The sequence below is a fragment of the Marinobacter sp. JSM 1782161 genome (assembly GCF_011421605.1).
Taxonomy (GTDB): domain Bacteria; phylum Pseudomonadota; class Gammaproteobacteria; order Pseudomonadales; family Oleiphilaceae; genus Marinobacter_A; species Marinobacter_A bohaiensis.
In genome coordinates this window covers 434,247-459,061 of the sequence record NZ_WSSA01000004.1, presented here as the reverse complement: position 1 = coordinate 459,061, position 24,815 = coordinate 434,247, and the positions used below count along the sequence as shown (strand labels likewise).

The window sequence follows — 24,815 nt, the reverse complement described above, 5'->3', positions numbered from 1 at the left end:
TGTCCGGCGCTCGTGCACCGGGCGCTTGCCATTGAGCAAGTGGCCCACTGGCGTTGCGGTCGCGGCCTTTGTCATGGTGGGGCTTTACACGCTGATCGACCGATCAGTCACCCGAGAACAGACAAAGCGAGACCGCCATGACTTTCCAACGCGTCAATCCGGTGACCGGTGAGGTGGCCAGTGAAGCCGCCGCCATGAAAGCGGCCGACGCTGTCGCCATCGCCGAGCGGGCCCAGTCCGGCTTCGAAGCCTGGTCACAGGTCGGCCCCAACGCCCGCCGGGCTGTACTGTCGAGTGCCGCCACGGCGCTGGAATCCCGCCGCGACGATTTTGTCCGCGCGATGATGGACGAGACCGGCGCCACCGAGGGCTGGGCGCTGTTCAACCTGAACCTGGCGGCCTCCATGCTGCGCGAGGCGGCGTCCCTGACGACCCGCATCAACGGCGAGGTGATTCCGTCCGACAAGCCCGGCTGCCTATCCATGAGCCAGCGCGACCCGGTTGGCGTCATTCTCGGCATCGCGCCGTGGAACGTGCCCATCATCCTGGGCGTGCGCGCCATCGCCACCGCCCTGGCCTGCGGCAACGGTGTCGTCCTCAAAGCCTCCGAACAGTGTCCCCGTACCCACAGCCTGATCACCGAAGCGCTTGGCGAGGCGGGTTTCCCCGACGGCACGGTCGGGCTGGTGACCAACGCGCCGGAAGACGCCGCCGACGTGGTGGGCGCGCTGATCGACCACCCGGCGGTCAAGCGCATCAACTTCACCGGCTCCACCGAGGTCGGCCGCATCATCGCCAAACGGGCCGCCGAGCATCTCAAACCCTGCCTGCTGGAACTGGGCGGCAAGGCGCCCTTCGTGGTGCTGGCTGACGCTGACCTGGATGAAGCGGTCAACGCCGCCGCCTTCGGTGCCTTCATGAATCAGGGGCAGATCTGCATGTCCACCGAACGCCTGATCGTTGTCGATGAGGTGGCCGATGCCTTCGCCGCCAAATTCACGGACAAGGTGCGCAGGCTGAAAACCGGCGATCCCCGGGAGGGCAACGCACCGCTGGGCGCCGTCATCGATCGCAACACCGTGGACAAGATCAACGCCCTGATCGACGACGCTCAGGCCAAGGGCGCCCAGACCCTGACCGGCGGCAAGGCCGACTCCCTGCTGATGCCCGCCACGGTGCTGGATGGCGTCACCGCCGACATGAACATTTACCGGGACGAAAGCTTCGGCCCCGTGGTGGCCATGATCCGTGCCCGGGATGAAGAAGACGCCGTCGCCATTGCCAACGACAGCCGCTACGGCCTGAGCGCCTCCGTCTTCACCCGGGATCTGTCCCGCGGTCTGAAAGTCGCCAAGCGCATCCGCTCCGGCATCTGTCACGTCAACGGCCCAACGGTGCATGACGAAGCCCAGATGCCCTTCGGCGGCCTCGGCGACTCCGGCTACGGGCGCTTCGGCGGCCAGGCCGGCATCGACCAGTTCACCGAACTGCGCTGGATCACCGTGGACACCGAACCCGGCCAGTTTCCGTTCTGATCCGGGACACGCCGGCGGCCATTGCTGGCCCGGCGTCAACGGGCTGCCCCGTGCCCACAGAACAAAAAACCCCGGCCTGTCTCCAGACCGGGGTTTTTATTGAGACCGGTTTCAGCCCTCGTCGGCGGAGTCCGGTTCGCGGATCTCAACATAGGTCTGTTCGGAGATCTCGGTGTAAGGCACCACCTTGTCGCGGAACGCCTTGTAGGACTCGTAGGCCTTGCCGGCCATTTCGTCCCGCTCGGCGAGATCCCTGACCACGTCGTCGGAAATGCTGCGCAGGCGGTTGAGCACGTCGTCCGGGAAGCGGCGCAGCTTCACGTCCTTCTCTTCCACCAGTTCCCGCAGGGCCTCGTTGTTGCGGGCGGTGAATTCCGCCAGCATGTCGGCGTTCATTTCCCGCGCCGCCACGTCGATGATCGCCTGCAAGTGCTCCGGCAGCTTGTTGTAGGCGTCGGCGTTGACGATGGTTTCCAGCGCGGTACCCGGCTCGTGCCAGCCCGGATAGTAGTAGTACTCGGCGATCTGGTGCAGGCCGAACGCCAGGTCGTTGTAGGGGCCGACCCACTCGGTGGCGTCGATGGTGCCGGTCTGCAGCGCGGTGAAGATCTCGCCGCCCGGCAGGTTCACCGGCGTGCCGCCGGCTTTTTCCAGTACGTCGCCGCCAATGCCCGGAATCCGCATTTTGAGGCCGTTCAGGTCCTCGACGCTGTTGATTTCCTTGTTGAACCAGCCGCCCATCTGCACGCCGGTGTTGCCGCCCGGCCAGGGAATCACGCCGAACGGTTCGTAGGCTTCGCGATAGAGCTCCAGGCCCCCGCCGTGGAACATCCAGCCGTTGTATTCCTGGGCGGTCAGGCCAAAGGGAACGGTGGCGAAGAACTGGCCGGCGGGAATCTTGCCTTTCCAGTAGTAACCGGCGCCGTGACCCAACTCGGCGGTGCCCTGGGAAACCGCGGAGAAGACTTCGAGGGCCGGCACCAGGTCACCCGCGCCGTAGACGGTGATGTCGATCTGACCGTCGGTCATCGCGCGGACCCGGTCGGCAAAGTGTTCGGGACCGGTGCCCAGACCCGGGAAATTCTTGGGCCAGGTGGTGACCATCTTCCACTTGTAGGTCTGCTTCTCGGTGGCCGGGGCCGCCGCCTGGTCGGACGAGCCGTTGGCCGCGGCGGAGTCATTTTCCGCTTCCTGGGAACAGCCCACCAGCCCGATACCCAGCACACCCGCGACCAGAGCAGCCAAAAGATTGCGACGCTTCATGTTTTCTCCTTACTTTCTTTTATCGTTGTTGTTGCGCGCCGCCACGCAGGAATGGCGGCGCTGAACCGATACGGACGACCCAATGTGTCGTTATATCAAGTCTGTAAGGATGTAAGATAACCCCGCAGGCTGCCTTTATTCAAAAGTATGAGTTTTCGAACCAGCTGATCCCGTGTCGCGACACCGGGGCTCCTACAATCGCTCCAGTGGAGCATAGGCCAGAACCAGCCATTTCGCCCCGTCGTCGAAGTTCACCTGGACGCGGGTGTGGTGGCCGGAACCTTCGCAGTTCATCACCACGCCCTCGCCGAACTTGGGATGCCGCACCCGCTGGCCCAGCTGCAGCCCCGCCTGAGACGCGGCGGAATCGTCGAACAGCCCCTCGTTGGGTCGCTGCACCAGCGCCGGACGCGTCACCGTGTTGCGCAGGCGCACTTCCTGGATGAACTCCGGCGGGATCTCCCGCACGAAGCGCGACACCGCGTGGTACTTCTCCTGGCCGTAGAGGCGGCGGGATTCGGCGTAGGTCATGACCAGCCGCTGCATGGCCCGGGTGATGCCCACGTAGGCCAGACGCCGCTCTTCCTCCATGCGCCCCGGTTCTTCCAGGGACATGCTGTGGGGGAACAGCCCCTCCTCGACACCGGCCAGGAACACCAGCGGGAACTCCAGCCCCTTGGCCGAGTGCAGGGTCATCAGTTGCACGCTGTCCTCGTTGGCGTCTGCCTGGGACTCGCCCGCGTCCAGCGCCGCCTGGGCGATGAACTCCGACAGCGGGTCGATGCCGTCTTCCACCTCGAAGTCGGCCATGGCGCTGACCAGCTCTTCCAGGTTTTCCACCCGGGCCTGGGCTTTCTCGCCTTTCTCATTGGCGTGGTGATCGCGCAGGCCGCTGTCCTGGATGGCGCGCTGGGTGAGCTGCTTGAGGTCCAGTTCGTCCTGGTCCGCCGCCAGCGCCTCGATCATGGCGATGAACTGCTGCAGGCCGGTGCGGGCGCGGCCCTTCATGGCGCCGGCTTCGAGCAGGCGCTCCGCCGCCTGCCACAGGGAAATGCCCTGGCCGGTGGCCAGTTCGCGCAGCTCCGCCAGGCTCTTGGCGCCGATGCCCCGGGCCGGCGTGTTGACCACCCGCTCGAAGGCGGCGTCGTCGTGGCGGTAGTGGACCAGACGCAGGTAGCCCAGGGCATTGCGGATCTCCTGGCGGTCGTAGAAGCGCAGGCCACCGTAGACCCGGTAGGGAATGCCCTGGCGCAGCAGCGCTTCCTCCAGCACCCGCGACTGGGCGTTGGAACGGTACAGGATCGCCGCCTCGCTGCGCAGGTTGCCCTCGTCCACCCAGGCGCTGATGGAATCGGCGATGTAGTTGGCCTCGTCCTGCTCGTTGAAGGCGGAGTAGAGACTGATCGGCTCGCCCTCGACGCCGTCGGTCCAGAGCTCCTTGCCCAGCCGCCCCTGGTTGTTGGCGATCACCGCGTTGGCGGCCTTGAGGATGTTCTGGGTGGAGCGGTAGTTCTGCTCCAGGCGTACCATGCGGGCGTTGGGCCAGTCCTGCTGGAAACGCTGGATGTTCTCGATCCTGGCACCACGCCAGCCGTAAATGGACTGGTCGTCGTCGCCGACGATGGTCAGCGGCACCCGGTTGCCCGCCAGCACCTGCAGCCAGGCGTATTGAATGGTGTTGGTGTCCTGGAACTCGTCCACCAGGATGTGCTGGAACCGGCGCTGGTAGTGGGCCAGCACTTCCGGCCGGTGCAGCCACAGCTCGTGGGAACGCAGCAGCAGCTCGCCGAAATCCACCAGGCCGCTGAGCTGGCACTGCTTCTCGTACTGGCGGTAGATCTTGAGCATCACCGAGGTGAAATGGTCGCCCGGATTCTCCTGAATGTGATCGGCGCGCAACCCTTCGTCCTTCTGGCCGTTGACGAACCACTGCACCTGTTTGGGCGGCCAGCGGCTCTCGTCGACCTGCTGCTCACGCATGACGCGCTTGATCAGGCGCAGCTGGTCGTCGCTGTCGAGCACCTGGAAGTTCTCGGGCAAGCCCGCGTCCTGCCAGTGGGCCCGCAGCAGGCGATGGGCGATGCTGTGGAAGGTCCCGAACCACATGCCGTAACCCGGCAGGTTCATCATCTCGCCAATCCGGTTGCGCATCTCGCGCGCGGCCTTGTTGGTGAAGGTCACCGCCAGCAGTCCCGTCGCCGGAATCCGGTCCACCTGCATCAGCCAGGCCATGCGGTGCACCAGCACCCGGGTCTTGCCCGAGCCGGCGCCCGCCAGGACCAGCAGATGGTCGTTCTGGGCGGTGACCGCCTCGCGCTGGGCATCGTTGAGGGGATCGATAATCGGGGAGACGTCCATTGGGAACCACTGATTCAGGAAAATGAGAGCGCCGATTATAACAAGCCGGCACACAGGATCACGCCGGGACAGTGCCCGGCGTGGGGAGGGAGGCGCCTGACCCAGACGGGTCAGGCACTTACGGTGTCATAAAACGGGTAGGCGGGCCGCCGGGATCAGTTTCCGCGCGGCACCGTCTGCGGCTCGACAAACTCGAACAGGCCTTCGATGCCGCCCTCGCGGCCGACGCCGGAGGCTTTCATGCCGCCGAACGGCGCTTCCGGGGTGGGGCCGGTGCCGGTGTTCCAGCCGACGTGGCCGAAACGCAGGCCGCCGATCACGCGCGCGGCACGGGCCTCGTCTTTGGTGAAGACGTAGGCGGCCAGGCCGAACTCGGTGTCGTTACCGGCCTCAATCACCTCGTCCTCGCCCTTGAACAGCGCCATGGGTACGAGGGGACCGAAGGTCTCTTCCTGGGAGCAGGCCATATCCCGCGTGATGCCGCTGACCACCGTGGGCGGGTAGAACAGGTCGTTGCCGCTGAGGCTGTCCGGCTGGGGTCCGGCCACCAGTTGGCCGCCCTTTTCGAGCGCGTCGGACACGTGACGGCGCACCTTGTCGAAACCGGCCTTGTTGATCAGCGGGCCGATGTCCACACCGTCCTTCATGCCGTCGCCGACAGTCATACGGTTGACCCGCTCCGCCAGTTTTTCACCAAAGGCGTCGGCCACCTTCTCGTGCACGAAGATGCGGTTGGCGCAGACGCAGGTCTGGCCGCCGCCGCGGAATTTGTTGGCGATCAAATTGTCCGCCGCCGCGTCCAGGTCGGCGTCGTCGAACACGATAAACGGCGCGTTACCGCCCAGCTCCAGGGCCAGTTTCTTGACCCAGCCGGTGCTGTCGGCCATCAGCGTACGGCCCACTTCGGTGGAACCGGTGAAGCTGATCATGGGCACGTCCGGCGACTCGCAGAACAGCTTGCCGATCATGCTGGATTTGCCCATCACCAGGCCCAGCATGCCCTTGGGCAGGTCCAGTTCCTGATGGATCAGGCTGAACATCGCGATCATGGTCAGCGGCGTCTCGCTGGCCGGCTTGATGATCGACGGACAGCCGGCCGCCAGCGACGCGGACAGCTTCTTGGCGATCATGCCGATGGGAAAGTTCCAGGGGGTGATCAGCGCCGCCACACCGATGGGCCGGTAATGGATGGTCCAGGTGCAGTTCTTGGGCTGCTCGTCGATGGTGTGCGCATCGAGGGTGTCGATGTTCCGGGCGCAGTAGTCGAAGAAACCGGCCGCGTACTCCACTTCCCCCTGGGCTTCCTTCAGGGGCTTGCCGTGTTCCATGCAGAGGATGCGGCCCACTTCCTCCTTGTGCTTGAGCAGGGCATCGCGGATGCCTTCGAGCCAGCCCCGACGGGTATCCAGGTCGTAGGGCTCGGTCAGCCGCAGCGCCTGCTTGGCTTCATCGATGGCGCGCTGCACGTCCGCTTCGGCCATGGAGGCCACCTGGGCGATGACCTCGCCGGTGGCGGGGTTGTAGACGTCGATGGTCTGGCCCGTCGACGTGCTGATCCACTGTCCTCCGATGTACCCGTCTAGGTTCGTCAAAAGCGGTGACTGAATCATGTCGGCTCCTTGCGATTGGGCGTATTGGCGTAGTGAGTTATCCAGCGCTAACCGGTGACATTGGACTGATCGCTTCATAGTGGCTGAAGCGGGCACGTTGGACAAGTGCGCGCCCGGCCCCGGTCAAAAATGAGTCAAATCATGGGTTGAGCCGGACTTTAAACGATGCTTATACTCGACCCACGTGTTCAGAATTCGCCCGGCCCAACCGGCCGTTCCAGGGAGGCAGTGCCATGCGTGCATACTTTCATCCCGCGCAGGATTTGCATGTTCCGAAGACGTATTTCACGCGCGGCCAGATGCGCGAGCCACAGGAGGTTCCGGCGCGCACGGCGGAGATGATCGCCGGCCTGCACAGCCTCGAATTCGAGGTGCTCGAGCCCTGCGACCAGGGTGCCGGCCCCATCTCCAAAGTTCACGACCTGGGTTACCTCCGTTTCCTCGAATCCGCCCACCGGCGCTGGAAGGCGATTCCGGACGACTGGGGCGATGAGGTGATGTCCAACATCTTTGTTCGCTCCCCCAACGCCATGCGCGGTATCCTCGCCGAAGCCGCCCGCTACCTGGCGGACGGCAGCTGTCCCATTGGCCCGGACACCTGGAAAGCGGCCTACTGGTCCGCCCAGACCGCGCTGGGCGCCGCCGACGCCCTCAAGGCCGGCGACCGCAGCGCCTACGCCGTGTGCCGCCCGCCCGGGCACCACGCCCGCCGCGACGCCGCCGGCGGCTTCTGTTACCTCAACAACGCGGCCATCGCCGCCGAAGCCCTCAAGAAACGCTTCCCCCGGGTGGCCATCCTCGACACCGACATGCACCACGGTCAGGGGATTCAGGAAATCTTCTACGACCGGGACGACGTGCTCTACATCTCGATCCATGGCGACCCCACCAATTTCTACCCGGTGGTCTCCGGTTACGAGGACGAACGCGGCGAAGGCAAAGGTTACGGCTACAACATCAATATGCCCATGCCCCATGGGTCTTCCGAGGACGACTTCTTCGAGAAACTGGAAGAAGCCATGACCGCCATCCGCCTGTTCCAGCCGGACGCGCTGATCCTCACCCTGGGCTTCGACATCTACAAGGACGACCCGCAGGCCAAGGTCTCGGTCAGCTCCGAAGGCTTCGCCCGGCTTGGCAAACGGATCGCGGCGCCGGCCCTGCCGACCCTGGTGATTCAGGAAGGCGGCTACGACATCAGCACCCTCGCGGAGAACGTGCGCCAGTTCCTGCACGGGCTGGAGGGACGCTCACCCTGACGCCCCGGGCGACGGATTCAGGCACAGTGTTTGCTGACTTTTCTCTACCTGAGAGTGACCTGACGACAAACGGCTTCGGATCCGGCAACAGGCTGGCTGAAGCGCGCTAAAAAGCACAATCAGGGGGCGGATGGTGGCCAGATCCGGTCACTGTCCTGTCACAGAGTGGGAGTACGCTTTTGCTGACCGGATGAGGGATCCGGGACGCAATCGGGTTGGATTTTCCTAGGGAGGATGTGACACGTGCGATCTTCAACAGCAAACACCGCCAACCAGCAGCCGGTCGAATCCGTTCAGGCCGAAATTCTCTCCATTTTCGATCACCTGCAGCGCGACGAGCAGCGCGACCGCGAGAAAGCGGCCGCCAAGCGCCGTCTGGCCGCGCGCCGTGCGATCGAGCAGCACTTCGAGCGCAAGGCACTGGAAGATTCCATCCGCGACGGCTGGCTGGACGACTGACTGGGCCTGACGGCGGACGCCTCCGGGGCGCCCCGCCGTCCCCGGATCAGGCCGGGGCGTAGACGAGGATGTTGTCGCGACCGGTGGCCTTGAGATGGCCCGCGTGCATGCGGCTCATGGTCCCCTTGTCGCAGTAGAGGAGGTAACGCTGGTTGTCAGCCAGTTCCTCGACTCGCTGGTTCAGCTCGTAGAACGGAATGTGCAGGATCTGGTTGTTGGTCAGGTGCAGCGGCGAGCGCTCTTCCTCGTTGGGATGACGCACGTCGATCACCACATCACCGACCGCCGGCGTCTGCACCAGCTCCACGTCTTCCGGGGTGCTGACCGTATCCAGGATCTTCTGGATCGGCGTTTCCACCCGATCCTCGATGGCCTGCTCGATCACCGCCATGTCCATCTTGGCTTCTTCCGCCTCAACCCGGTGCAGCTTGGCGCGGGTCACCGGCTTCTGGGAAATCACGCCACAGTACTCCGGCATGTTGCGGGCATAGCTCTCGGTGCCGATTTCGTCCGCCAGGCGGATGATGTCCACCTTGTCCATGGTGATCAGCGGCCGCAGCACCACTTCCTCGCTGGCCCGATCCACCACGTTCAGGTTGGCCAGCGTCTGGCTGGACACCTGCGCCACCGCATCGCCGGTCACGATCGCCTTGCCCAGACCGGTGGCGGAAATCCGCGAGGCCACCTTCAGCATCATGCGTTTTAGGACGACGCCCATGTGGCGGTGATCCACGGAACGCATGATTTCACCAACCACGCCCTCGAACGGCACGGAAATGAACTTCACCGAGTGGGAGGCGCCGTAACGCGACCACAGATAGTGCGCCACCTGCTTCACGCCCACCTCGTGGGCATCCCCACCCAGGTTGAAGAACAGGAAGTGGGTACGCAGACCGCGGCGCATGGTGAGGTAGGTGGCCACCGAGGAATCGTAGCCGCCGGACAGCAGGCTCACGGCCGTCTCCACGCTGCCCAGCGGATAGCCGCCCAGGCCTTCGAAACGACGCTCGACGATGTGGAAGCGGTCGTGGATGACTTCCACGCGCACCTGTTCATCCGGGTTCTTGAGATCGACCCGCGCCGCGCCGGACTCGGCCAACAGCACGGCGCCTACCTTGCGCTCCACGTCGGAAGAGGTAAACGGATGCTCGCCCGTGCGCCGCGCACGCACCGCAAAGGATTTGCCGTCCAGGGCCTGGCCCCAGATCGCCAGCGTGCGTTCGGCCACCTCGTCCAGGGTGGTCAGCGGGTAGTCGCGCACCTCGAGAAAGTTGCTGATGCCCGGGACACAGCGCAGCAGGTCCACCAGAGGGGCACTGTCGGCATCGTCGGGAACCCGCACATCGAGGCGATCCCAGTTGCCTTCCACTTTGATGCGCTCATCGGCGCGGCGAAGAATCTTGCTGACGTTCTGGCGGAGCTGGCGGATCTGCTGGCGGCGGACGGGCTTGCTCTTGATGGCCACTTCCGCACTGGGTCGAATCAGGAAATTCATGCTGAAAAGTTCGGTCGCTTGGTGAAAAAAGCAGCAGTTTACCGATTTGCCCCGACAAAGAAAAATAGGGAACCGCCGAAGCCACCGCCTGACTCGTGCAGGGACACTGATCACCCGGCCGCAAAACCGTTACACTCAGGGTAAGACCGGTGGCCCATCGGCCGGACGGTCGCTCCCCAGTCACCAAATGGACGACATTACATGGCGCAGGAAACCATCAATGCCCTGGTCTCACCCGAGGGCAGCCTGGAGATCCTTTCCAGTCACGAAGTGAACCGCCTCAAGGATAAAAGCGAGGGCGGGCTGTATCGCCTGTTTCGCCAGTGTGCGCTGGCCGTCATGAACATCGGCACCGACACCGACGACTGCAAGAACCTGATGGAGCAGCACGCGGATTTCGACATCCGTCTGGTGCCCCAACCCCGTGGCCTTAAACTGGAGCTGATCAACGCCCCGGCCCAGGCGTTTGTCGACGGCGAAATGCTGCGCGGCATCCGCGAGCACCTGTTCTCGGTGTTACGCGATATCATCTACGCCCACTCCATCGTCAGTAACTACCCCGGCCTCAAACGCGACGACCCCGACACGGTCACCAACCTGATCTTCCACGTGCTGCGCAATGCGCGAGTGATGCACGCCGGCCGCCAGCCGGACCTGGTGGTGTGCTGGGGCGGCCACTCCATCGGGCGCGAGGAATACGTCTACAGCAAGGAGGTGGGCCACGAACTGGGCCTGCGCGGGCTGAGCATCTGCACCGGCTGCGGGCCGGGCGCCATGAAGGGCCCGATGAAAGGCGCGACCATTGGCCACGCCAAACAGCGGGTCAAGTCCGGGCGCTACATCGGCATCACCGAACCGGGCATCATCGGCGCGGAACCGCCCAACCCGATCGTCAACGAACTGGTGATCATGCCGGACATCGAGAAGCGCCTGGAAGCCTTCGTCCGCGTCGGACACGGCATCATCGTGTTCCCCGGCGGCGTGGGCACAGCCGAGGAGATCCTCTATCTGCTGGGCATCCTGCTGCACCCGGACAACCGCGACCTGCCCTTCCCGCTGGTGTTCACCGGCCTGCCGGAGAACGCGGAGTACTTCGAGATGATCGACCGCTTCATCCGCAACGCCCTGGGCGAGGAAGCCGCGGCGCGCTACCAGATCATCATCGACGATCCGGAAAAGGTGGCCCAGGCCATGAAACAGGGTATGCACGAAGTGCAGTCGTTCCGACGCACCAACCAGGACGCGTACTACTTCAACTGGATGCTCAAGATCGACCCGGTGTTCCAGGCGCCGTTCGAGCCCACCCACGAGAGCATGCGATCACTGGAACTGCACCGCAACCAGCCGGCGCACCTGATCGCCGCCAACCTGCGCAAGGCCTTCAGCGGCATCGTCGCCGGCAACGTCAAGGAACAGGGGGTGCGTCAGGTGGAAGAGCACGGCCCGTTCGAAATCGCCGGCGACCCGGAGCTGCTGCAACCGCTGGAAGAACTGCTGACGGCGTTCGTGCAGCAAAACCGGATGAAGCTGCCGGGGGCGGCGTACAAGCCGAGCTACCGGATTGTGAATCCGTAATCGGGCAAACCAGTGCTTTACGGCGGCCGCCCGGAGGCCGAATGGAAGCGGATGGAGGCCGTCCATTCGCTTCGCGCCGGAACGGGTCGTCCTGTCAGGCGAAAACACCAACATGTCTGCCCGTCCCGTGACGGGAGACATGCCTGGATACCGGCGCTTACTCCTTGGCCGCCGGCAGGTTGGCGTAGTAAGCCGCCAGGTTGGCGATGTCCTGATCGTTCAGGGCCGCCGCCTGGGCCTGCATCACCGCCGCCTGGCCGCCCTGGCGCTGGCCGGCCTTGTACGCTTTCATGGCCGTGACCAGATACTGCTCGTTCTGGCCCGCCAGGTTGGGATAGGTGGGAATCTGGGCGTGCCCGTCCTGACCGTGACAGGCGGCGCACACCGCTGCTTTCTGTTTACCCGCCTCGGCGTCACCCGCCGCCTGGGCGGCCACCGGAAGCACCGATACGGCAAGCATCGGTAACGTGTACATCCACTTCATAAAAAGCCCTCAATCTGGTCTCTCTGGGTGATCCCTGGTGCCCATGCAATCGATTTGCGGCATCCAGCGACCCCGTGATTCTTCTGTTGGAATCGTCGTTGTTGGCACAAAGCTTATACCACAGGGCAGAAGTCCCGATAAATCCGCCACTTGATGTGGGCTTTTGGTCGTAGAGCGAATTCGACCTTGGTCGCATTCATCGCCACCGGGCCGGAGTGACATCGTGAGGGCAAGCCGGCCCCCTGTACGCCGCCCCGCAACCGGGTATGCTGTAGGGCTGGCCGCACCGGAACGAACCGGCCGGATGACACCGCCCAGGCGCACTGTTTCAGGAGTACCGTCTATTCATGTCCATTCGCACTGAAGTCCGCCCCTGCACCGAAGGCCAGATCGGCCTGATCACCCTGGACGCTCCGCGCAGCCTCAACGCGCTGTCGGAGCCCATGATCCGCCAGATGCAGGCCACCCTGGACCAGTGGGCGCAGGATCCCTCCGTGTGCCTGGTGCTTATCTCCGGTGAAGGCGACAAAGGCTTCTGCGCCGGCGGCGATATCCGCCAACTGCACCAGGCCATCGATGCCGGGCAGGGCGACAGCCACGCGATCCAGTATTTCGCCGCCGAGTACCGGCTGGATTACACCCTGCACCGCTATCCCAAACCGCTGGTGTGCTGGGCCCACGGCCTGACCCTGGGTGGCGGCCTGGGCCTGCTGGCCGGCAGCCGCTACCGACTGGTCTCGCCCTCGGCGCAGCTGGCGATGCCGGAAATCAGCATCGGCCTGTTCCCGGACGTGGGCGCCGGCTATTTCCTCAATCGCCTGCCGGAAGGCATCGGCCTGTTCCTGGGCCTGACCGGCGCGCGCCTGAACCAGAGCGACGCCCTGCGCATCGGCCTGGCCGACCTGGCGGTGGCGGATGAGAAACCCGATGCCCTGATCCAGCGCATCGTCGACACCCGCTGGACCGGCGACCGCGCCGCCGACGACAACCGCCTGTATCGCCTGCTCAACCGGTTCGCCGTGGAGCAGGCCCCCACTCTGCCGGACAGCCACCTGGCCGACCACGAACAGCGCATCGCCCAGCTGTGCCGTGGCGAATCACTGCCGGAAGTGGTGCACAAGCTGACTGGGGAAGCCGCCGAAGACGACTGGTGGCAAACGGCCATCGCCAACCTGGAGAAGGGCTGCCCCACCACCGCCTGGCTGGTGTGGGAGCAACTGCGCCGGGCCCGGCAGCTATCGCTGAAGGAAATCTTCCGCATGGAGCTGGTGATGGCGGTGCGCTGCTGCGCTGAAGGCGACCTGCGCGAAGGCATCCGCGCGCGGGTGATCGACAAGGACCAGAACCCGCAGTGGCAGTTCGGCCGCGTCGATGCGGTGCCGGTCGAGCACGTGGAGCGCCACTTCACCGCACCCTGGCTGCCGGCGGACGATCCCCTGGGGGACCTGCACTGAACGCCAGCTATCCCGCCGGCGTATCGACCTGATCCAGCAGCTGGCGGGCCAGACGCCGCAGCGTCTGTTCGCCGGCACGCCGCCCCTGACACAACCCGGCGCCCTGCAGATCGGCCCAGCCCCAACCCTGCAGGATCGCGCGGCACCAGAGCACGCCGTCGTCGTGATCCAGCAGCGTGCGGACCACGCCCGGCTGTCCGGTCAGCCGCTGCAGCGGCAGGCGCGACAGCTCGAACAACCGATAACCGTCGGCAAACGCCGCCAACTCCACGTGATCCATGGCCCCGAGGGCGTCGGTGTGCAGCCAGGAGCCACTCAATGACAGCGCCAGCGTCGCCTCCAGTTCCGTAAACTCCCGCGCCAGCAGCAGCGGCCAGTGCTCCGAGAACCGCTGTTGCAGCGTCTGTTGCAGCACCGCCCCTTCCTGGGTCAGCGCCAGACTCATCTGCAGGGTGTGCTCGCCACTGCTGGCGGACCGGTGCAGCCCCAGGCGCAACGGGTGCATGGCCGCCCGGCGCCAGAAGCCCAGCAGCGGACCGGTCACGCCGAAGCTGGTGCCCAGCAGATCGGAGCCTTCCCGCTGGGCGTTCTGGGTAGCGGCGCTCAGCAACCGGCGCCCGATGCCCCGGCGGCGCAGTTCCGGCACCACCGCAATCCGCACCACCCGGTCGATCTGCAGGCTGGCCACCGCCGCGATGCCACCGTGGCTGGCCAGGGACTGCGCCAGCAGATGGCCGCGAATCCGGCGCTCGCCGCGCATGACCCGGCGCGCCAGTTCCGGCGGCAACCCACCCTCGCGACTGGCCCAGAGCACGCCGACGACCGGTCCGTCGTCCCCGCCCTCGCGCGCCAGCCAGCTGCGCGCGCCGGTATCGTCCAGCCACTGGCGCAGGTCCGCCGGCGTGGTGCGGTAGTGGGCATCGGTGAGCAACCCGAAGGCCTGGGCCAGGGTGACGGCGTCCGCCTCCGACGGCTGCCAGGGATAGATGCCCACCTCCGCATCCGCCGGCGTTGCCGCGACGCTGTCGGCGTCCAGCAGGAACAGGTCGTTGACCAGGGCTTCGAACGGATCGCCTTCGGCCCAGCGGATCGGCTGGTTCAGCCTGCACGGACGCCACTGGGGCGTGTGCCGGTCCAGCGCCGCCCGGAAGCGCACGTCAAACCCGCGCCCGGTGCCTTCATAGCCGTGAACGGTGGTGGCAAACACCACCCGGGGCCAGCCGGTGAGAATGGCTTCCAGCATCGGCGCGGGCAGCCCGGCCGCCTCGTCCACCAGCACCAGGCCCGCTTCGGGCCGTTCCCGCAGCAGCACGTCCGGCGGCACGAAGCGCAGCTCGCGCTCGCCGTCGCTCAGCGCCAGGCCGCTGCGTTCGGCCTCCGGCCAGCTTTCGGCCGCCGCTGTCATCAGCGTCTCCACCGCCTCGGCCTGGGGCGCGGTCACCAGCACCCGTTGCCACTTGTCCTGCAGCAGACGGGCGGCGGCGCGCCCCAGCGCGGTGGATTTGCCCCGGCCCCGATCGGCCCGCACCACCAGCGGGCGGCGTCGGCGGCCGCGGCCGGTCTGGTCGATGGCATCGATGGCGGCGATCTGATCGGCGCTGTCGGCCAGGGCAAACGCCTCTCGCCGGGGACGCACCGACAGCGACCCCCACTGACCATCGGCGTCGAGCCGGACCACGGCGGGATGGTTTGCCAGCGCCTGCGCAAGGCGGGCCAGGAACGGGTGATCGCCGGGACGATCCAGACCGGTGCGGGCGTAATCGGGGTCGTGGAACTGTGGCCAGTCGCTGCGGGGCGGCATCAGCCAGATGAACAGGGCGCCGGCGCCGAGGGTGCCCATCAGGGCCGCCAGGCTGTCCGGCGGGTTACCGTGCCAGCCATCCCAGATCACCAGATCCAGCTCCCGGCCCAGCCAGCGGATAGCCTTGTGGGCGCCGGTCACGGGCAAGGCATCTTCCGCGGCAGCGGCCGGATCACCCACCCACAGACGGCGGCTGGCCGGCGGGTGATCGCACAGATGACGCGCGTAGGCCCGAGCAGTGTCCGGATCGGATTCGATCAGCAGCAACCGGCGCTCACCGGCGTGACGCAGCAGGCCGCACCAGCGCTGGATATCGTCCGGCTGCGGCCAGCCGGTGGGCAGAGACGGCGTGGCCACTCGCTCAGCTCAGATCGACCGCGTGACGCTTCAGGGCGTCGAGGTCGCAATGCGCCAGGGCGGCCTGGTGTGTGGCACGCAGTCGCACCCGGGGCGCCTGCCCGGCGTTGAACGCCTCCTGCCAGCGACCGGCGCACAGGCACCAGGGATCGCCCGCGCGCAGGCCCGGGAAGCCGAACTCCGGACGCGGTGTGGACAGGTCGTTGCCGCGCGCCCGGGAGAACTCGAGAAAATCGTCGGTGACCACGGCGCACACGGCATGAACCCCGAAATCGTCCGGGCCGACGTTGCAGCAGCCATCGCGATAGAAACCGGTCTTGGGATCGTAGCCGCAAGCCTCCAGGGGTTCGCCCAGTACGTTGCGTGCGTCGTTTTGTGCTTGCTCCATGATCGTGCCTCCTGACCGAGCGTTTTTGCGGAATCCGGGGGGAATCCATTATGGATGAGCGCCCGGGACCATGCCAGAATAGCGCCCATGCCAACAGCCCTCCCCCCGCACCTGACCGACGAACAGCACGCCATCATCACCGCCGGCTACGAGCACGCCCTGATTACGGCCGTGGCCGGCAGTGGCAAGACCACCACCCTGGCCTGGCGCATCCGCTACCTGCTGGAACAGGGCCACGATCCCAATCGCATGCTGGTGCTGATGTTCAACCGCAGCGCGCGGGACGACTTCCAGAAGAAGCTGCAGTCAGTGGCTACGGACACCGGCCTGGGGCTGCCGGAAATCCGCACGTACCACGCCATGGGCTTCCGCCTGTACAAGCGTTTCGTGCGCGAGGGCTACCTGCCGGATTTCGTCGACAACATCCTCAGCGAGCAGGAGATCCAGTTCCAGGTCTGGCTGCTGACCCGCCAGCTGGCGCCGGAATCGCTGCAGGACGAGATCAAGCGCAACAAGAAAGACTACGTGGAAACCGCCGCCGGCTTCATCGACCGGGTCAAGACCACCCTGTCGCCGGTGGAGATCGTCTTCGAGCAGCTCGATTACAGCCCCAAGCACCGTTACCTGATCGACCTGTTCCACGGCTTCGAGCAATGGCGCAAGCGCAATGCCCGCATCAGCTACGCCGACATGCTCTACGAGCCGGTGATGGCGATCCACCAGAACCCGCCGCTACAACGCCTGGTGGCCAACAAGATGGACCTGGTGATGGTGGACGAGTACCAGGACACCAACGAGATCCAGCACCTGCTGCTGCGCTACATCGCCGGCGACCGCGCCCGGGTGACGGTGGTGGGCGATCCGGACCAGACCATCTACGAGTTCCGCGGCGCCCAGCCGGAGTTCATCCTCAACCGCTTCAGCGAGGAATTCGAGAGCCCCATCGAGCAGACCCTGAGCTACACCTTCCGCTACGGCCATCGGGTCGCGCTGTTGGCCAACCACCTGATCAGCCACAACAGCGGGCGTAAGAACGTGCTCTGCCACGCCCACGAGGCTACGCCGGCCACCACCATCGAGCGCCACGAGAGCAAGGACGACAGCGCGGTGATCCTGCGTCTGGTGGAAGCCCGACGCGACGCCGGAGAGCCGCTGGAAGCCATCGCCATCCTGTTCCGGGTGTGGAGCCAGAGCGTGCCGATCGAGCTGCGCCTGCTGTCGCGCGGCGTGCCCTACCGCATCGACAGTAACAAAGGCGCCCTGTTCACCCGCGAAGTGGAGGCGGTGACGCACCTGCTGCGGGTCTGCGGCGGCCAGTTGGCGATCCTGCCCGAAGAGAGCCGGCTGGACGTGGCGCGCGCCCTGCTGCGTTTCCCCCACGTGGGGCTCAAGGAAGCGGAGCTGCAGAACCTGGCGCAGATGCTGGCGCGCTTCGAAGGCCAATGGGGCGCCCGCCTGCTGGACCTGGATTTCGACAGCCTCGGCCCCATGCCTGCCCGCAAGCTGCGCAAACTGGGCCAGTGCCTGCAGACGCTGGACGGCTACAGCGGCCGCGCCCACACCCTGGTCAAACGCTACGCCGAGGACACCGAGCTGTTCGACGGCATCCGCAGCCTGGCCATGACCCACGAGGCCGCCGACGAGCGCATCGAGACCGTGCGCGGCTTCCAGGCCTATCTGTACGGCCTAGACTGCGGAGTGGGCGAGGCCCTGGCCCACCTGGACACGCTGCGCGATCAGGCCCGCCAGCCCGGACGCGGCGGGGTGCAACTGTCCACCATGCACCGCACCAAGGGGCTGGAGTGGCCGATGGTGATCATCCCCGGCCTGCAGGAGAAGTACCTGCCCTACACCGCGCGCCAGACCGACGACCTCAAGGGCCTGCTGGAAAGCGAACGGCGCCTGCTGTACGTGGCCCTGACCCGGACCCGCGATGCCCTCCACCTGATCACCCGGCCGGACCAGGGCACACCGCACCTGGACGGCGATCAGGGCCCCAGCCGCTTCATGCACGAACTCTGCTTCCCGATCAGCGATGCCCTGGGCTCAGCGCTGGACGACGGCGTCGGCAACGACGGGGCCATCGAGCTGGACCAGCCGCTCACCGCCATCAGCGAGCGCTACGCCGAGCGCGCCGGCGTCACCCTGGTGGGCGGCGATACAGCCGAGACCGACAGCGGTTCCGGCCCCATCTGGTGCCGCCCGCGTCTGGTTCACGCTCTTCTCGGTGCCGGCCGGGTCACCGACGAATCCGAAGGCGCCTTCGACGTCTGCTTCGACAACGGCGACACCCTGACCTTCAGCAAGAAGAGCGCGCATCTGTATTTTCGCGAACCGGATTTCAGCGAACCGAACCTTTCCTGAACGGCCGCAAAAGATTTCCATTCTGCAATAAAGTCCCGAAAAGACTGACCTTCAGGCATCCCGTTATTAAAATTGTGCGTAAACGCACAGGGACGTGGCGCATTCGCGGCGGCCTGTGTCCGCCGGACAGGGCCGCAGGCGACGTTCGGCCAACAATAATAATTCACCAGAAAAATGACTCGAATGAAACGAACAGGAGGTTCCTATGACATTTCCACAACCACTCAGCTGGCGCCCGCTGGGCATCGCGGTCCTGGCCGCCAGCGTCGCTGCGCCGGCGCTGGCGGACGAGCAGCACATCTACCTCAACCCGTTCATCGGTTATCAATACTTCGATGACAACCGGGATCTGAGCGAGTCCGACACCTACGGCGGCGGTATCGAATATCGCTTCCTGCCGCGCTGGGCGATCGAGGCGGTCTACTCCCGCGGCGACGCCGACCGCAAGTACATCTCCGGCAGCAGCGATTTCGACGACTACCGCCTGGATGGCCTGTACTACTTCGGCGATCCGGACGAAACCTGGAATCCGTATCTGGCGACCGGTGCCGGCCACACCGAATTCGAGAGCGTGGGCAGCGGCATTGCCGGGGAAACCCGCCTCAATCTGGGTGGCGGTATCCGTTACAACATCAGCGAGCTGATCTCCCTGCGCGGCGACGTGCGCGAGTTCTACAGCCTCGACGAGGAATCCTTCGACACCCTGGCTTCGGTGGGCATGAGCTTCGCCTTCGGTGTCGGGTCGTCCGAACCGGAGCCGGTGGACACCGATAACGACGGCGTCACCGACGACCGCGACCAGTGCCCGGGCACCCCCTCCGGCGTCGGTGTCGATGCCAATGGCTGCGAGCCGGACGGCGACAACGACGGCGTGCCCAACCGTCTCGATGAATGCCCGGACACCCCGGCCGGCGCCAGCGTCAACAGCCGTGGCTGCGAACTGGACAGCGACAACGACGGCGTCGTCGACAGTCGCGATCAGTGCCCCAACACCACGGCCGGCGCGGACGTGGACGAAACCGGCTGCCAAGGCGTGATGGAGGAAGTGGAAACCTTCACCCTGGAAGTGATGTTCCCCACCAACAGTGCCACCATCGACGACCGTTACGACGATCAACTGCGCCGGGTGGCGGATTTCCTGGAAGAGCATCCGGACACGGTGGTCGAGGTTGGCGGTCATACCGACAACACCGGTGCGGCCAGTTACAACCAGACCCTGTCCCAGCGCCGCGCGGAAGCGGTCGCCGACCGTCTGGTGGAAACACTGGGCGTCGATGCCGACCGGGTCAGCGCGCGTGGCTATGGCGAAGCCGAGCCCATCGCCGACAACAGCACCGCCCAGGGCCGGCGCGAGAATCGCCGCGTCGAGGCGTCGGTGCAGATGGCGCGCTAGGCGCGATACCGCCGACTCCGTCTGGGAGTCGGCGGTATCGCCGCGTTCGAATTGAGAGGTATCGATGCGTACGGTTCTGGTTTTACTGCTCCTCGGTCTGGCGCCAGCCGGCGTCCAGGCGGACATCTACCGGTGCAGCGAGGGCGGGACCGTACGCTATTCCGACACGCCCTGCGGCGGCGACGCCGAAACCGTCACCATCCAGGACAACCGCATTGGCGGCGCCTTCGACAGCAACCTGCCGGAATCCCGGCCACAGCCGCAAACGTCCGAGCCCGACGAGGCCACATCTTCCGCCGAAAGGCACGACGATTCACCCTGCCGGTTCATTCCCTCCACCGACCTGCGCCGTTACATCATTCGCGAACAGGTAGTGCGTGGCATGACCCGCGAAAACGTGATCGACGCGTTCGGGCGCACCTCGGAAACCTACCCCACGCCCCAGGAAACCTGGGTCTACACGACCGACTACTACGGCCGCCTGTACGAGCTGACGTACGTTTACTTCAAGGACGGCTGTGTGGACAAAGTGGTCTACCGCAAACCCTGAGCCGGCACCCGCTCGGCATCCAGTAACAGATTGCGGGGCGTCAGCGCCCGCTCGCAGAAGGTCCCCAGCCGCACCCGGTAGCCCCGTTCTTCCAGGAACACCGCGTAGTCCAACACCATCCACACCTCCAGCGGTCGCCGGAACAAGTGACGCAGCAGTTCATGGCGTCTGACCTGACGCTGTCGTCGCCCGCCTTCCACCAGCCAGCGATCCCAGTCGACATCGTGCGGGAGGGGCACACCGCGCCGGTCGGCGGCCCAGCGACAGAAGGCCGCAAACCCCTCGTGGTTCAGCCGGGTCGGATGCGAGGGCACCGGCAGGTACTCCTCGACCCCGCGCAGGTGACGCTGGAGCGCATCGAACCCCAGCCGCCAGACCTGTTGCTGCACGGTCTGGCGCCGCACCCGGGCCGGCGCGGTGACCGTCTCGCGCACCGCCAGGCGCAGCATGGCGCGGGACAGCTCCGGCATCCGGCTGTGATCCGCCGCCAGCCGGGAAAGCGGGGTGTAGCGCGCCTCGCCAGTGAGGTGGAAACAGCAGGGGGACACGCTGAGCCGGGGCCAGCACTGGGTGGTGGCGCCGCGGATCAACCGCCGGTGCAGGTCGCCGCAGGCGTGCAGGGCCACACCATGGTGGGCATCGGGCCAGGGCAGATCGTCGGCGAGGACGTCCTGATGTTGCAGGGTGACATGATCATGGTAGCGGCGCGCCAGGTCGTTGCCATCGCGCACCAGCGCCGCGTCCCATTCGAACCCGCTGACCGGCCCATCCACGTGCGGCGCCAGCGTCCGTGCCAGGTGGCCTTTGCCGCAGCACCAGTCAAGCACGGGATGCGCCAGCGGTTTCAGGGCACCGGCCAGGGCACCGGATTGCAGGCGTTTGCGACCGGGCATGTCGACGGCCTGGGTCTCCGGCAACGGGTCCGGCGTACCGCCCAGGAAGGGCAGGTGCAGCAGTGCCCGGCGCTCGGCCAGGGCCGGCAGCAGTGGTGCCAGGGCCTCCGTCAGCGCGGCACCGTCCGTCTCGTAAACGGCCACCGACGCCTCGTCCAGTGCCTCAAGCCACCGCGCCAAGGCCGGCTGCTCGCGCGTCCAACCCGGCTCCGGCGTAGCGAACGGCACCGGCAGCCAGAACGCATGCTGGGCGGCAAGCCAGCGATCCATCGCCAGCCAACGCTCGCGCCAATCCGTTTTCGCCGGCGGGATCTCCGGAGCCGGGGCTGGGGTCACGACGGCTCTTTCTTGCGGTCGGCATGCCCCAGCGAGCGATCCGGGGCGATGGCATCGCGCACGACCTGCTTGAGTTCGGTGATCTCGGGAAAGCGCCCCGCTTCCTTACGCGACCAGATCAGCCGGTCGTCGGCGCGCACTTCGAACACACCGCCGGTCCCGGGTTTCAGGGTCAGCTCGGCGATCTCGTCCTCGAAAGTGGTCAGCAGCTCCTGGGCCATCCAGGCGGAACGCAACAGCCAGCGGCATTGCGTACAGTAGTGAATCTCGATACGACTCGACATGGCGGTCTCCAACAATCAGAAACGAAGCGACAGCGCTATTGTCCCGCGCCGTAGGCGGTCTGGCCACCCTCCGCCACCTGCAGCAGCCCCATGGCGGGCACCTGGCGGATCAGCTCGTCCACCGGCAGTGGCCGGCTGAACAGGAATCCCTGGCCCATGGTCGCACCCAGCCCCATCACGCAGCTGAGCATGCGCTCGGTCTCGATGCCTTCCACCACCACCTTCAGGTGCAGCCGCTCGCACAGGGCGATGACCATCTCCAGGATGGCGCGTTTCTCGGCGTCGCGGTCCAGGCCGGACACCAGGGAGCGGTCGATCTTGAGGTAGTCCAGCGGCAGCTGGCGCAGGTAGCCCAGCGAGGAATAGCCGGCACCGAAATCGTCCAGCGCCACCGCGATACCGCCCTCTCGCAATTGATCCATCAACCGCACCGCCAGCCGCGAGTCGGCCATGACGGCGGTTTCGGTGATTTCCACCTTGAGCCGGCTGGGACTGACGCCGGCGTCGGCCAGGCGTCGGAGCAGGTTGTCGGCCAGGTGCGGGTCGTGCAGCTGCACGGCGGACAGGTTGATGCCGAGGTTGAAGTGTTCGCCGTAGGCCTGGAGCAGACGCGGGTCGGTGAACAGCGGGATGAGTTTGTCCTGCAGCTGCTCGCTCAGCTCGCGGATCAGGCCGGTTTCTTCCGCCACGCCAATGAACTGCCCCGGCCCGATCAGACCGCGTTCCGGGTGGCGTATCCGGGCCAGGGCCTCGAAGCCGGTGATCCGCCCGTCGTACAGGTTGACCAGCGGCTGCAGAAACGGCTCGACCCAGCCCAGCCGCAGAGCGTTGCGCAGCAGTTGTTCGGTTTCCAGGCGCTCCAGGTTCTCGCGACTCATGTCGTCCTGGTAGCGCAGGCAGTGCCCGGTGCCCTGCTGCCGGGCCTTGCGCATCAGGGTCCGCAAGGCCTGCAGCACGGCCGCGGCGGAGTCCAGATGGGTCTCGCGCACCGCCATGGTGCCGACCACCGCCGACAGCCAGACGCTGCGCTCACCGATGGAGAAGATGCGGTCGAAACGCGCCAGTATCTGGCGGGCACGCTCTTCCAGGGACTCCCGGCGCGGTCCGCGCAGCAGGATCGCCGTGGAGCTGTCGGACAGCGTGGCGATCAGCTCGCCGTCGCGGACGCATTGCTCCAGGCGCCGGCGCAGCTCAGCCGTCAACAGTTCGTTCTCCCTGCGACTCAGCGTCTCCCGCACCAGCGCATGGTTGGGCAGGGCGATGGCCAGGATATCGATGTCCGCGCCGTCGGCCTGCCGCAGACGGTCGGCCAGTGTGGTTTCCAGGTAATGGACGTTGGCCAGGCCGGTGCCGGGGTTGATGAACTTCTGCCGGGTGATGTCCGCCTGGGTGCCGGAGATCATGCGCGCCGTACCGGTGGCCGGATCGTGGTCGCAGATCCCCCGCGCGACAACCCAGCGGTAACCGCCGCGACCGTTGGCCAGGCGGTACTCGGCCCGAAATCGGGGTATCAGGCCGTTGATGTGGTCGTGCAGTTGCTGGCGCACCCCGGACACGTCCGCCGGATGGATCATGTCGAGCCAGTGGGAGGGCGCGAACGAGGTGCCCAGATCGGTGCGACCGCACATCGCCAGCCAGCGTTGCGAGACCTGCAAGCGCTCTTCCTCAAGATTCCACTCCCAGACGCCGTCGTTGGCCCCTTCGATCACCAGGTTCAGGCGCCGCGTGCGCTCCGCCACGCGCTGCTCCAGATCCGACTTCACGCGTTCCAGCTCGGCGAGGTTGCGGCGCACCGACTCCAGCACGAAGTTGGACAGCACCGACAGTTTCTGGATATCCAGGTCGTCGGAAGCCGAGTGGACGTGAAAGTCGAAGCGGCCGTCCACCGCCTGGCACAACTGGTCGGCAATGGCGTTGATCTCGTCGCGCAGGCGCTTTTCGGCGTCAGTCACCGGCGGCCTCCACCTGCAGGCAGAAACGGCACGCGGCGTCGCCGCGCTTGCGGCAGCGTTCCACCACGAACTGGCCGGTTTCGCCATACTCCTGCAACAAGCGCCGGAACAGCGCTTCATAGAGCCCGCACAGGCGATTCGGGGAACCGTAGGTGACCAGCAGGCGATCGCCCTGCTCCCGCACCGAAAACTTGTCCCGCACCCGGTCGCGCTCGTCTTCGTCGCGCAGGCCGGCGGCGAGGGTGGCGTGCACGGCCGGTTGGCGTTTGAGGAAATCCCGCGCCGAACCGGACACCTGATAGAAAATGGGGAACATGCGCCGGGAGATGTTGATGAAATAGTCGGCGTAGAGCGCCCAGAGGGTCTCTTCGTCCAGCTGGAAATGGCTTTGGGCCGCCCGGATCAGACGCAGGCACTGCCCGTCGTCGTAGTCGGTGTCGATCCGGAAATCCTGGCCCGGGGCCAGTTCCGCCTTGGCCCGGACCTCTGCCAAGGCCTCCGGTCCGCCTTCGCTTTCCACCAGTTCCAGTAAGACTTTCTGGATCAATCCAATCATGCCTATCGATACTCTACCGTGCCGGGGCCGGGCAACGTCGGGTGGTTCCGGCCAGGCCTCCAGTCTAGGCCAACCTCCGGACCGATGCAGGGCCACTTTATAAGGTTTTACACTCACCTTTCGCCGCCACGACGGGCCGGAGCGCGTATTCAAGAGCGTCCCGACTTGCTCCGGCCCGCCAAGCTGTTTATGCTCCACTCGTCGGTTTCCTTCGGGAAGCACGGAGCATCGCAAGACGCTCCCGACCAGGGAATTCGCCGCGGCCCCGCCGCGAAACGAAACTGCCCCCGCAACTGTAGGCGGCGAGCCACGCCCATCCGCGCCACTGGGAAACCCCGGGAAGGCCGGGCGCAGCCACGACCCGTCAGTCAGGAGACCTGCCGACACGACGTTCACCCATCCGGGCGGGGTGCCCCGGGGTTCAGGAAGGACGATTCCCATCTCAGCGA

General features: G+C 65.9%; 19 protein-coding genes and 1 riboswitch. Of the genes, 8 read left to right on the top strand and 11 right to left on the bottom strand.

The features are described from left to right. The first annotated feature begins 137 nt into the window (after positions 1-137). Positions 138-1,535, top strand: coding sequence for an aldehyde dehydrogenase (locus GQB00_RS18490; RefSeq protein ID WP_165857365.1), 1,398 nt, complete (start codon positions 138-140; stop codon positions 1,533-1,535). 111 nt (positions 1,536-1,646) lie between these two features. Here GQB00_RS18490 and GQB00_RS18485 read toward each other — a convergent pair whose 3' ends face one another. The 3 genes from GQB00_RS18485 to GQB00_RS18475 all read right to left on the bottom strand — a co-directional run bounded on the left by GQB00_RS18485 (position 1,647) and on the right by GQB00_RS18475 (position 6,766). Then, entirely contained in the window at positions 1,647-2,798 is a 1,152-nt protein-coding gene (locus GQB00_RS18485; protein WP_111497016.1) for a TRAP transporter substrate-binding protein, read from the bottom strand. A gap of 192 nt (positions 2,799-2,990) precedes the next feature. Then, positions 2,991-5,156, bottom strand: coding sequence for a DNA helicase II (uvrD, locus tag GQB00_RS18480; RefSeq protein WP_165857364.1), 2,166 nt, complete (start codon positions 5,154-5,156; stop codon positions 2,991-2,993). A gap of 155 nt (positions 5,157-5,311) precedes the next feature. Next, on the bottom strand, positions 5,312-6,766 hold the full coding sequence (locus tag GQB00_RS18475; protein ID WP_111497018.1) for an NAD-dependent succinate-semialdehyde dehydrogenase: 1,455 nt from the start codon (positions 6,764-6,766) through the stop codon (positions 5,312-5,314). Between the two features lie 233 nt (positions 6,767-6,999). Here GQB00_RS18475 and GQB00_RS18470 point away from each other — a divergent pair, with 233 nt between their 5' ends. Both GQB00_RS18470 and GQB00_RS18465 read left to right on the top strand, forming a co-directional pair. Beyond that, positions 7,000-8,025: a histone deacetylase family protein gene (locus GQB00_RS18470; protein ID WP_165857363.1), complete on the top strand. Its 1,026-nt coding sequence runs from the start codon at positions 7,000-7,002 to the stop codon at positions 8,023-8,025. Positions 8,026-8,268: 243 nt separating this feature from the next. Then, positions 8,269-8,484, top strand: a complete 216-nt coding sequence (locus GQB00_RS18465; protein ID WP_111497020.1) for a PA3496 family putative envelope integrity protein — start codon at positions 8,269-8,271, stop codon at positions 8,482-8,484. A 46-nt stretch (positions 8,485-8,530) separates the two neighbouring features. Here GQB00_RS18465 and thiI read toward each other — a convergent pair whose 3' ends face one another. Continuing rightward, positions 8,531-9,979 carry a tRNA uracil 4-sulfurtransferase ThiI gene (gene thiI / locus GQB00_RS18460; protein WP_165857362.1) on the bottom strand — a complete coding sequence of 483 codons (1,449 nt, stop codon included), beginning with the start codon at positions 9,977-9,979 and terminating at the stop codon, positions 8,531-8,533. Positions 9,980-10,180: 201 nt separating this feature from the next. Between thiI and ppnN the strand changes: the two genes are divergently transcribed. Further along, positions 10,181-11,554 (top strand): nucleotide 5'-monophosphate nucleosidase PpnN, encoded by a 1,374-nt coding sequence (gene ppnN / locus GQB00_RS18455; protein WP_111497022.1) that lies wholly within the window; start codon positions 10,181-10,183, stop codon positions 11,552-11,554. A gap of 157 nt (positions 11,555-11,711) precedes the next feature. Here ppnN and GQB00_RS18450 read toward each other — a convergent pair whose 3' ends face one another. Beyond that, the gene (locus GQB00_RS18450; RefSeq protein WP_111497023.1) at positions 11,712-12,038 is read right to left on the bottom strand and encodes a c-type cytochrome; all 327 of its coding nucleotides are present in this window, start codon (positions 12,036-12,038) and stop codon (positions 11,712-11,714) included. Between the two features lie 347 nt (positions 12,039-12,385). Here GQB00_RS18450 and GQB00_RS18445 point away from each other — a divergent pair, with 347 nt between their 5' ends. Next, entirely contained in the window at positions 12,386-13,492 is a 1,107-nt protein-coding gene (locus GQB00_RS18445; RefSeq protein ID WP_165857361.1) for an enoyl-CoA hydratase/isomerase family protein, read from the top strand. Positions 13,493-13,499: 7 nt separating this feature from the next. On the opposite strand, the gene GQB00_RS18440 is transcribed toward GQB00_RS18445, so the two are convergent. Both GQB00_RS18440 and GQB00_RS18435 read right to left on the bottom strand, forming a co-directional pair. Next, a complete protein-coding gene (locus GQB00_RS18440) occupies positions 13,500-15,650 on the bottom strand; it encodes a tRNA(Met) cytidine acetyltransferase TmcA (RefSeq protein ID WP_165857360.1) in 2,151 nt (716 codons plus the stop codon). 4 nt (positions 15,651-15,654) lie between these two features. Further along, entirely contained in the window at positions 15,655-16,038 is a 384-nt protein-coding gene (locus GQB00_RS18435; RefSeq protein ID WP_111497025.1) for a DUF2237 family protein, read from the bottom strand. A 54-nt stretch (positions 16,039-16,092) separates the two neighbouring features. On the opposite strand from GQB00_RS18435, the gene GQB00_RS18430 reads away from it, so the two are divergent. The 3 genes from GQB00_RS18430 (at position 16,093) to GQB00_RS18420 (ending at position 20,345) form a co-directional block, all read left to right on the top strand. After that, positions 16,093-18,402, top strand: a complete 2,310-nt coding sequence (locus GQB00_RS18430) for an ATP-dependent helicase (RefSeq protein WP_416234168.1) — start codon at positions 16,093-16,095, stop codon at positions 18,400-18,402. Positions 18,403-18,607: 205 nt separating this feature from the next. Continuing rightward, positions 18,608-19,795 (top strand): OmpA family protein, encoded by a 1,188-nt coding sequence (locus tag GQB00_RS18425; RefSeq protein WP_165857358.1) that lies wholly within the window; start codon positions 18,608-18,610, stop codon positions 19,793-19,795. Between the two features lie 64 nt (positions 19,796-19,859). Next, positions 19,860-20,345 (top strand): DUF4124 domain-containing protein, encoded by a 486-nt coding sequence (locus tag GQB00_RS18420; RefSeq protein WP_165857357.1) that lies wholly within the window; start codon positions 19,860-19,862, stop codon positions 20,343-20,345. Here GQB00_RS18420 and GQB00_RS18415 read toward each other — a convergent pair. From GQB00_RS18415 to GQB00_RS18400, 4 genes are read right to left on the bottom strand one after another with little or no spacing between them, the layout of a single operon-like run. Further along, entirely contained in the window at positions 20,330-21,574 is a 1,245-nt protein-coding gene (locus GQB00_RS18415) for a methyltransferase (protein ID WP_323127306.1), read from the bottom strand. The two genes, GQB00_RS18420 and GQB00_RS18415, sit on opposite strands and share 16 nt — an antisense overlap. Continuing rightward, the gene (locus GQB00_RS18410; RefSeq protein WP_111497263.1) at positions 21,571-21,858 is read right to left on the bottom strand and encodes a SelT/SelW/SelH family protein; all 288 of its coding nucleotides are present in this window, start codon (positions 21,856-21,858) and stop codon (positions 21,571-21,573) included. The genes GQB00_RS18415 and GQB00_RS18410 overlap by 4 nt, the downstream gene beginning before the upstream one ends. Positions 21,859-21,893: 35 nt before the next feature. After that, on the bottom strand, positions 21,894-23,810 hold the full coding sequence (locus GQB00_RS18405) for a putative bifunctional diguanylate cyclase/phosphodiesterase (protein WP_162628838.1): 1,917 nt from the start codon (positions 23,808-23,810) through the stop codon (positions 21,894-21,896). Continuing rightward, positions 23,803-24,366: a heme NO-binding domain-containing protein gene (locus GQB00_RS18400; protein WP_165857356.1), complete on the bottom strand. Its 564-nt coding sequence runs from the start codon at positions 24,364-24,366 to the stop codon at positions 23,803-23,805. The genes GQB00_RS18405 and GQB00_RS18400 overlap by 8 nt, the downstream gene beginning before the upstream one ends. Before the next feature lie 185 nt (positions 24,367-24,551). Beyond that, a riboswitch (cobalamin riboswitch) is annotated at positions 24,552-24,766 on the top strand. The last annotated feature ends 49 nt before the right edge of the window (positions 24,767-24,815 follow it).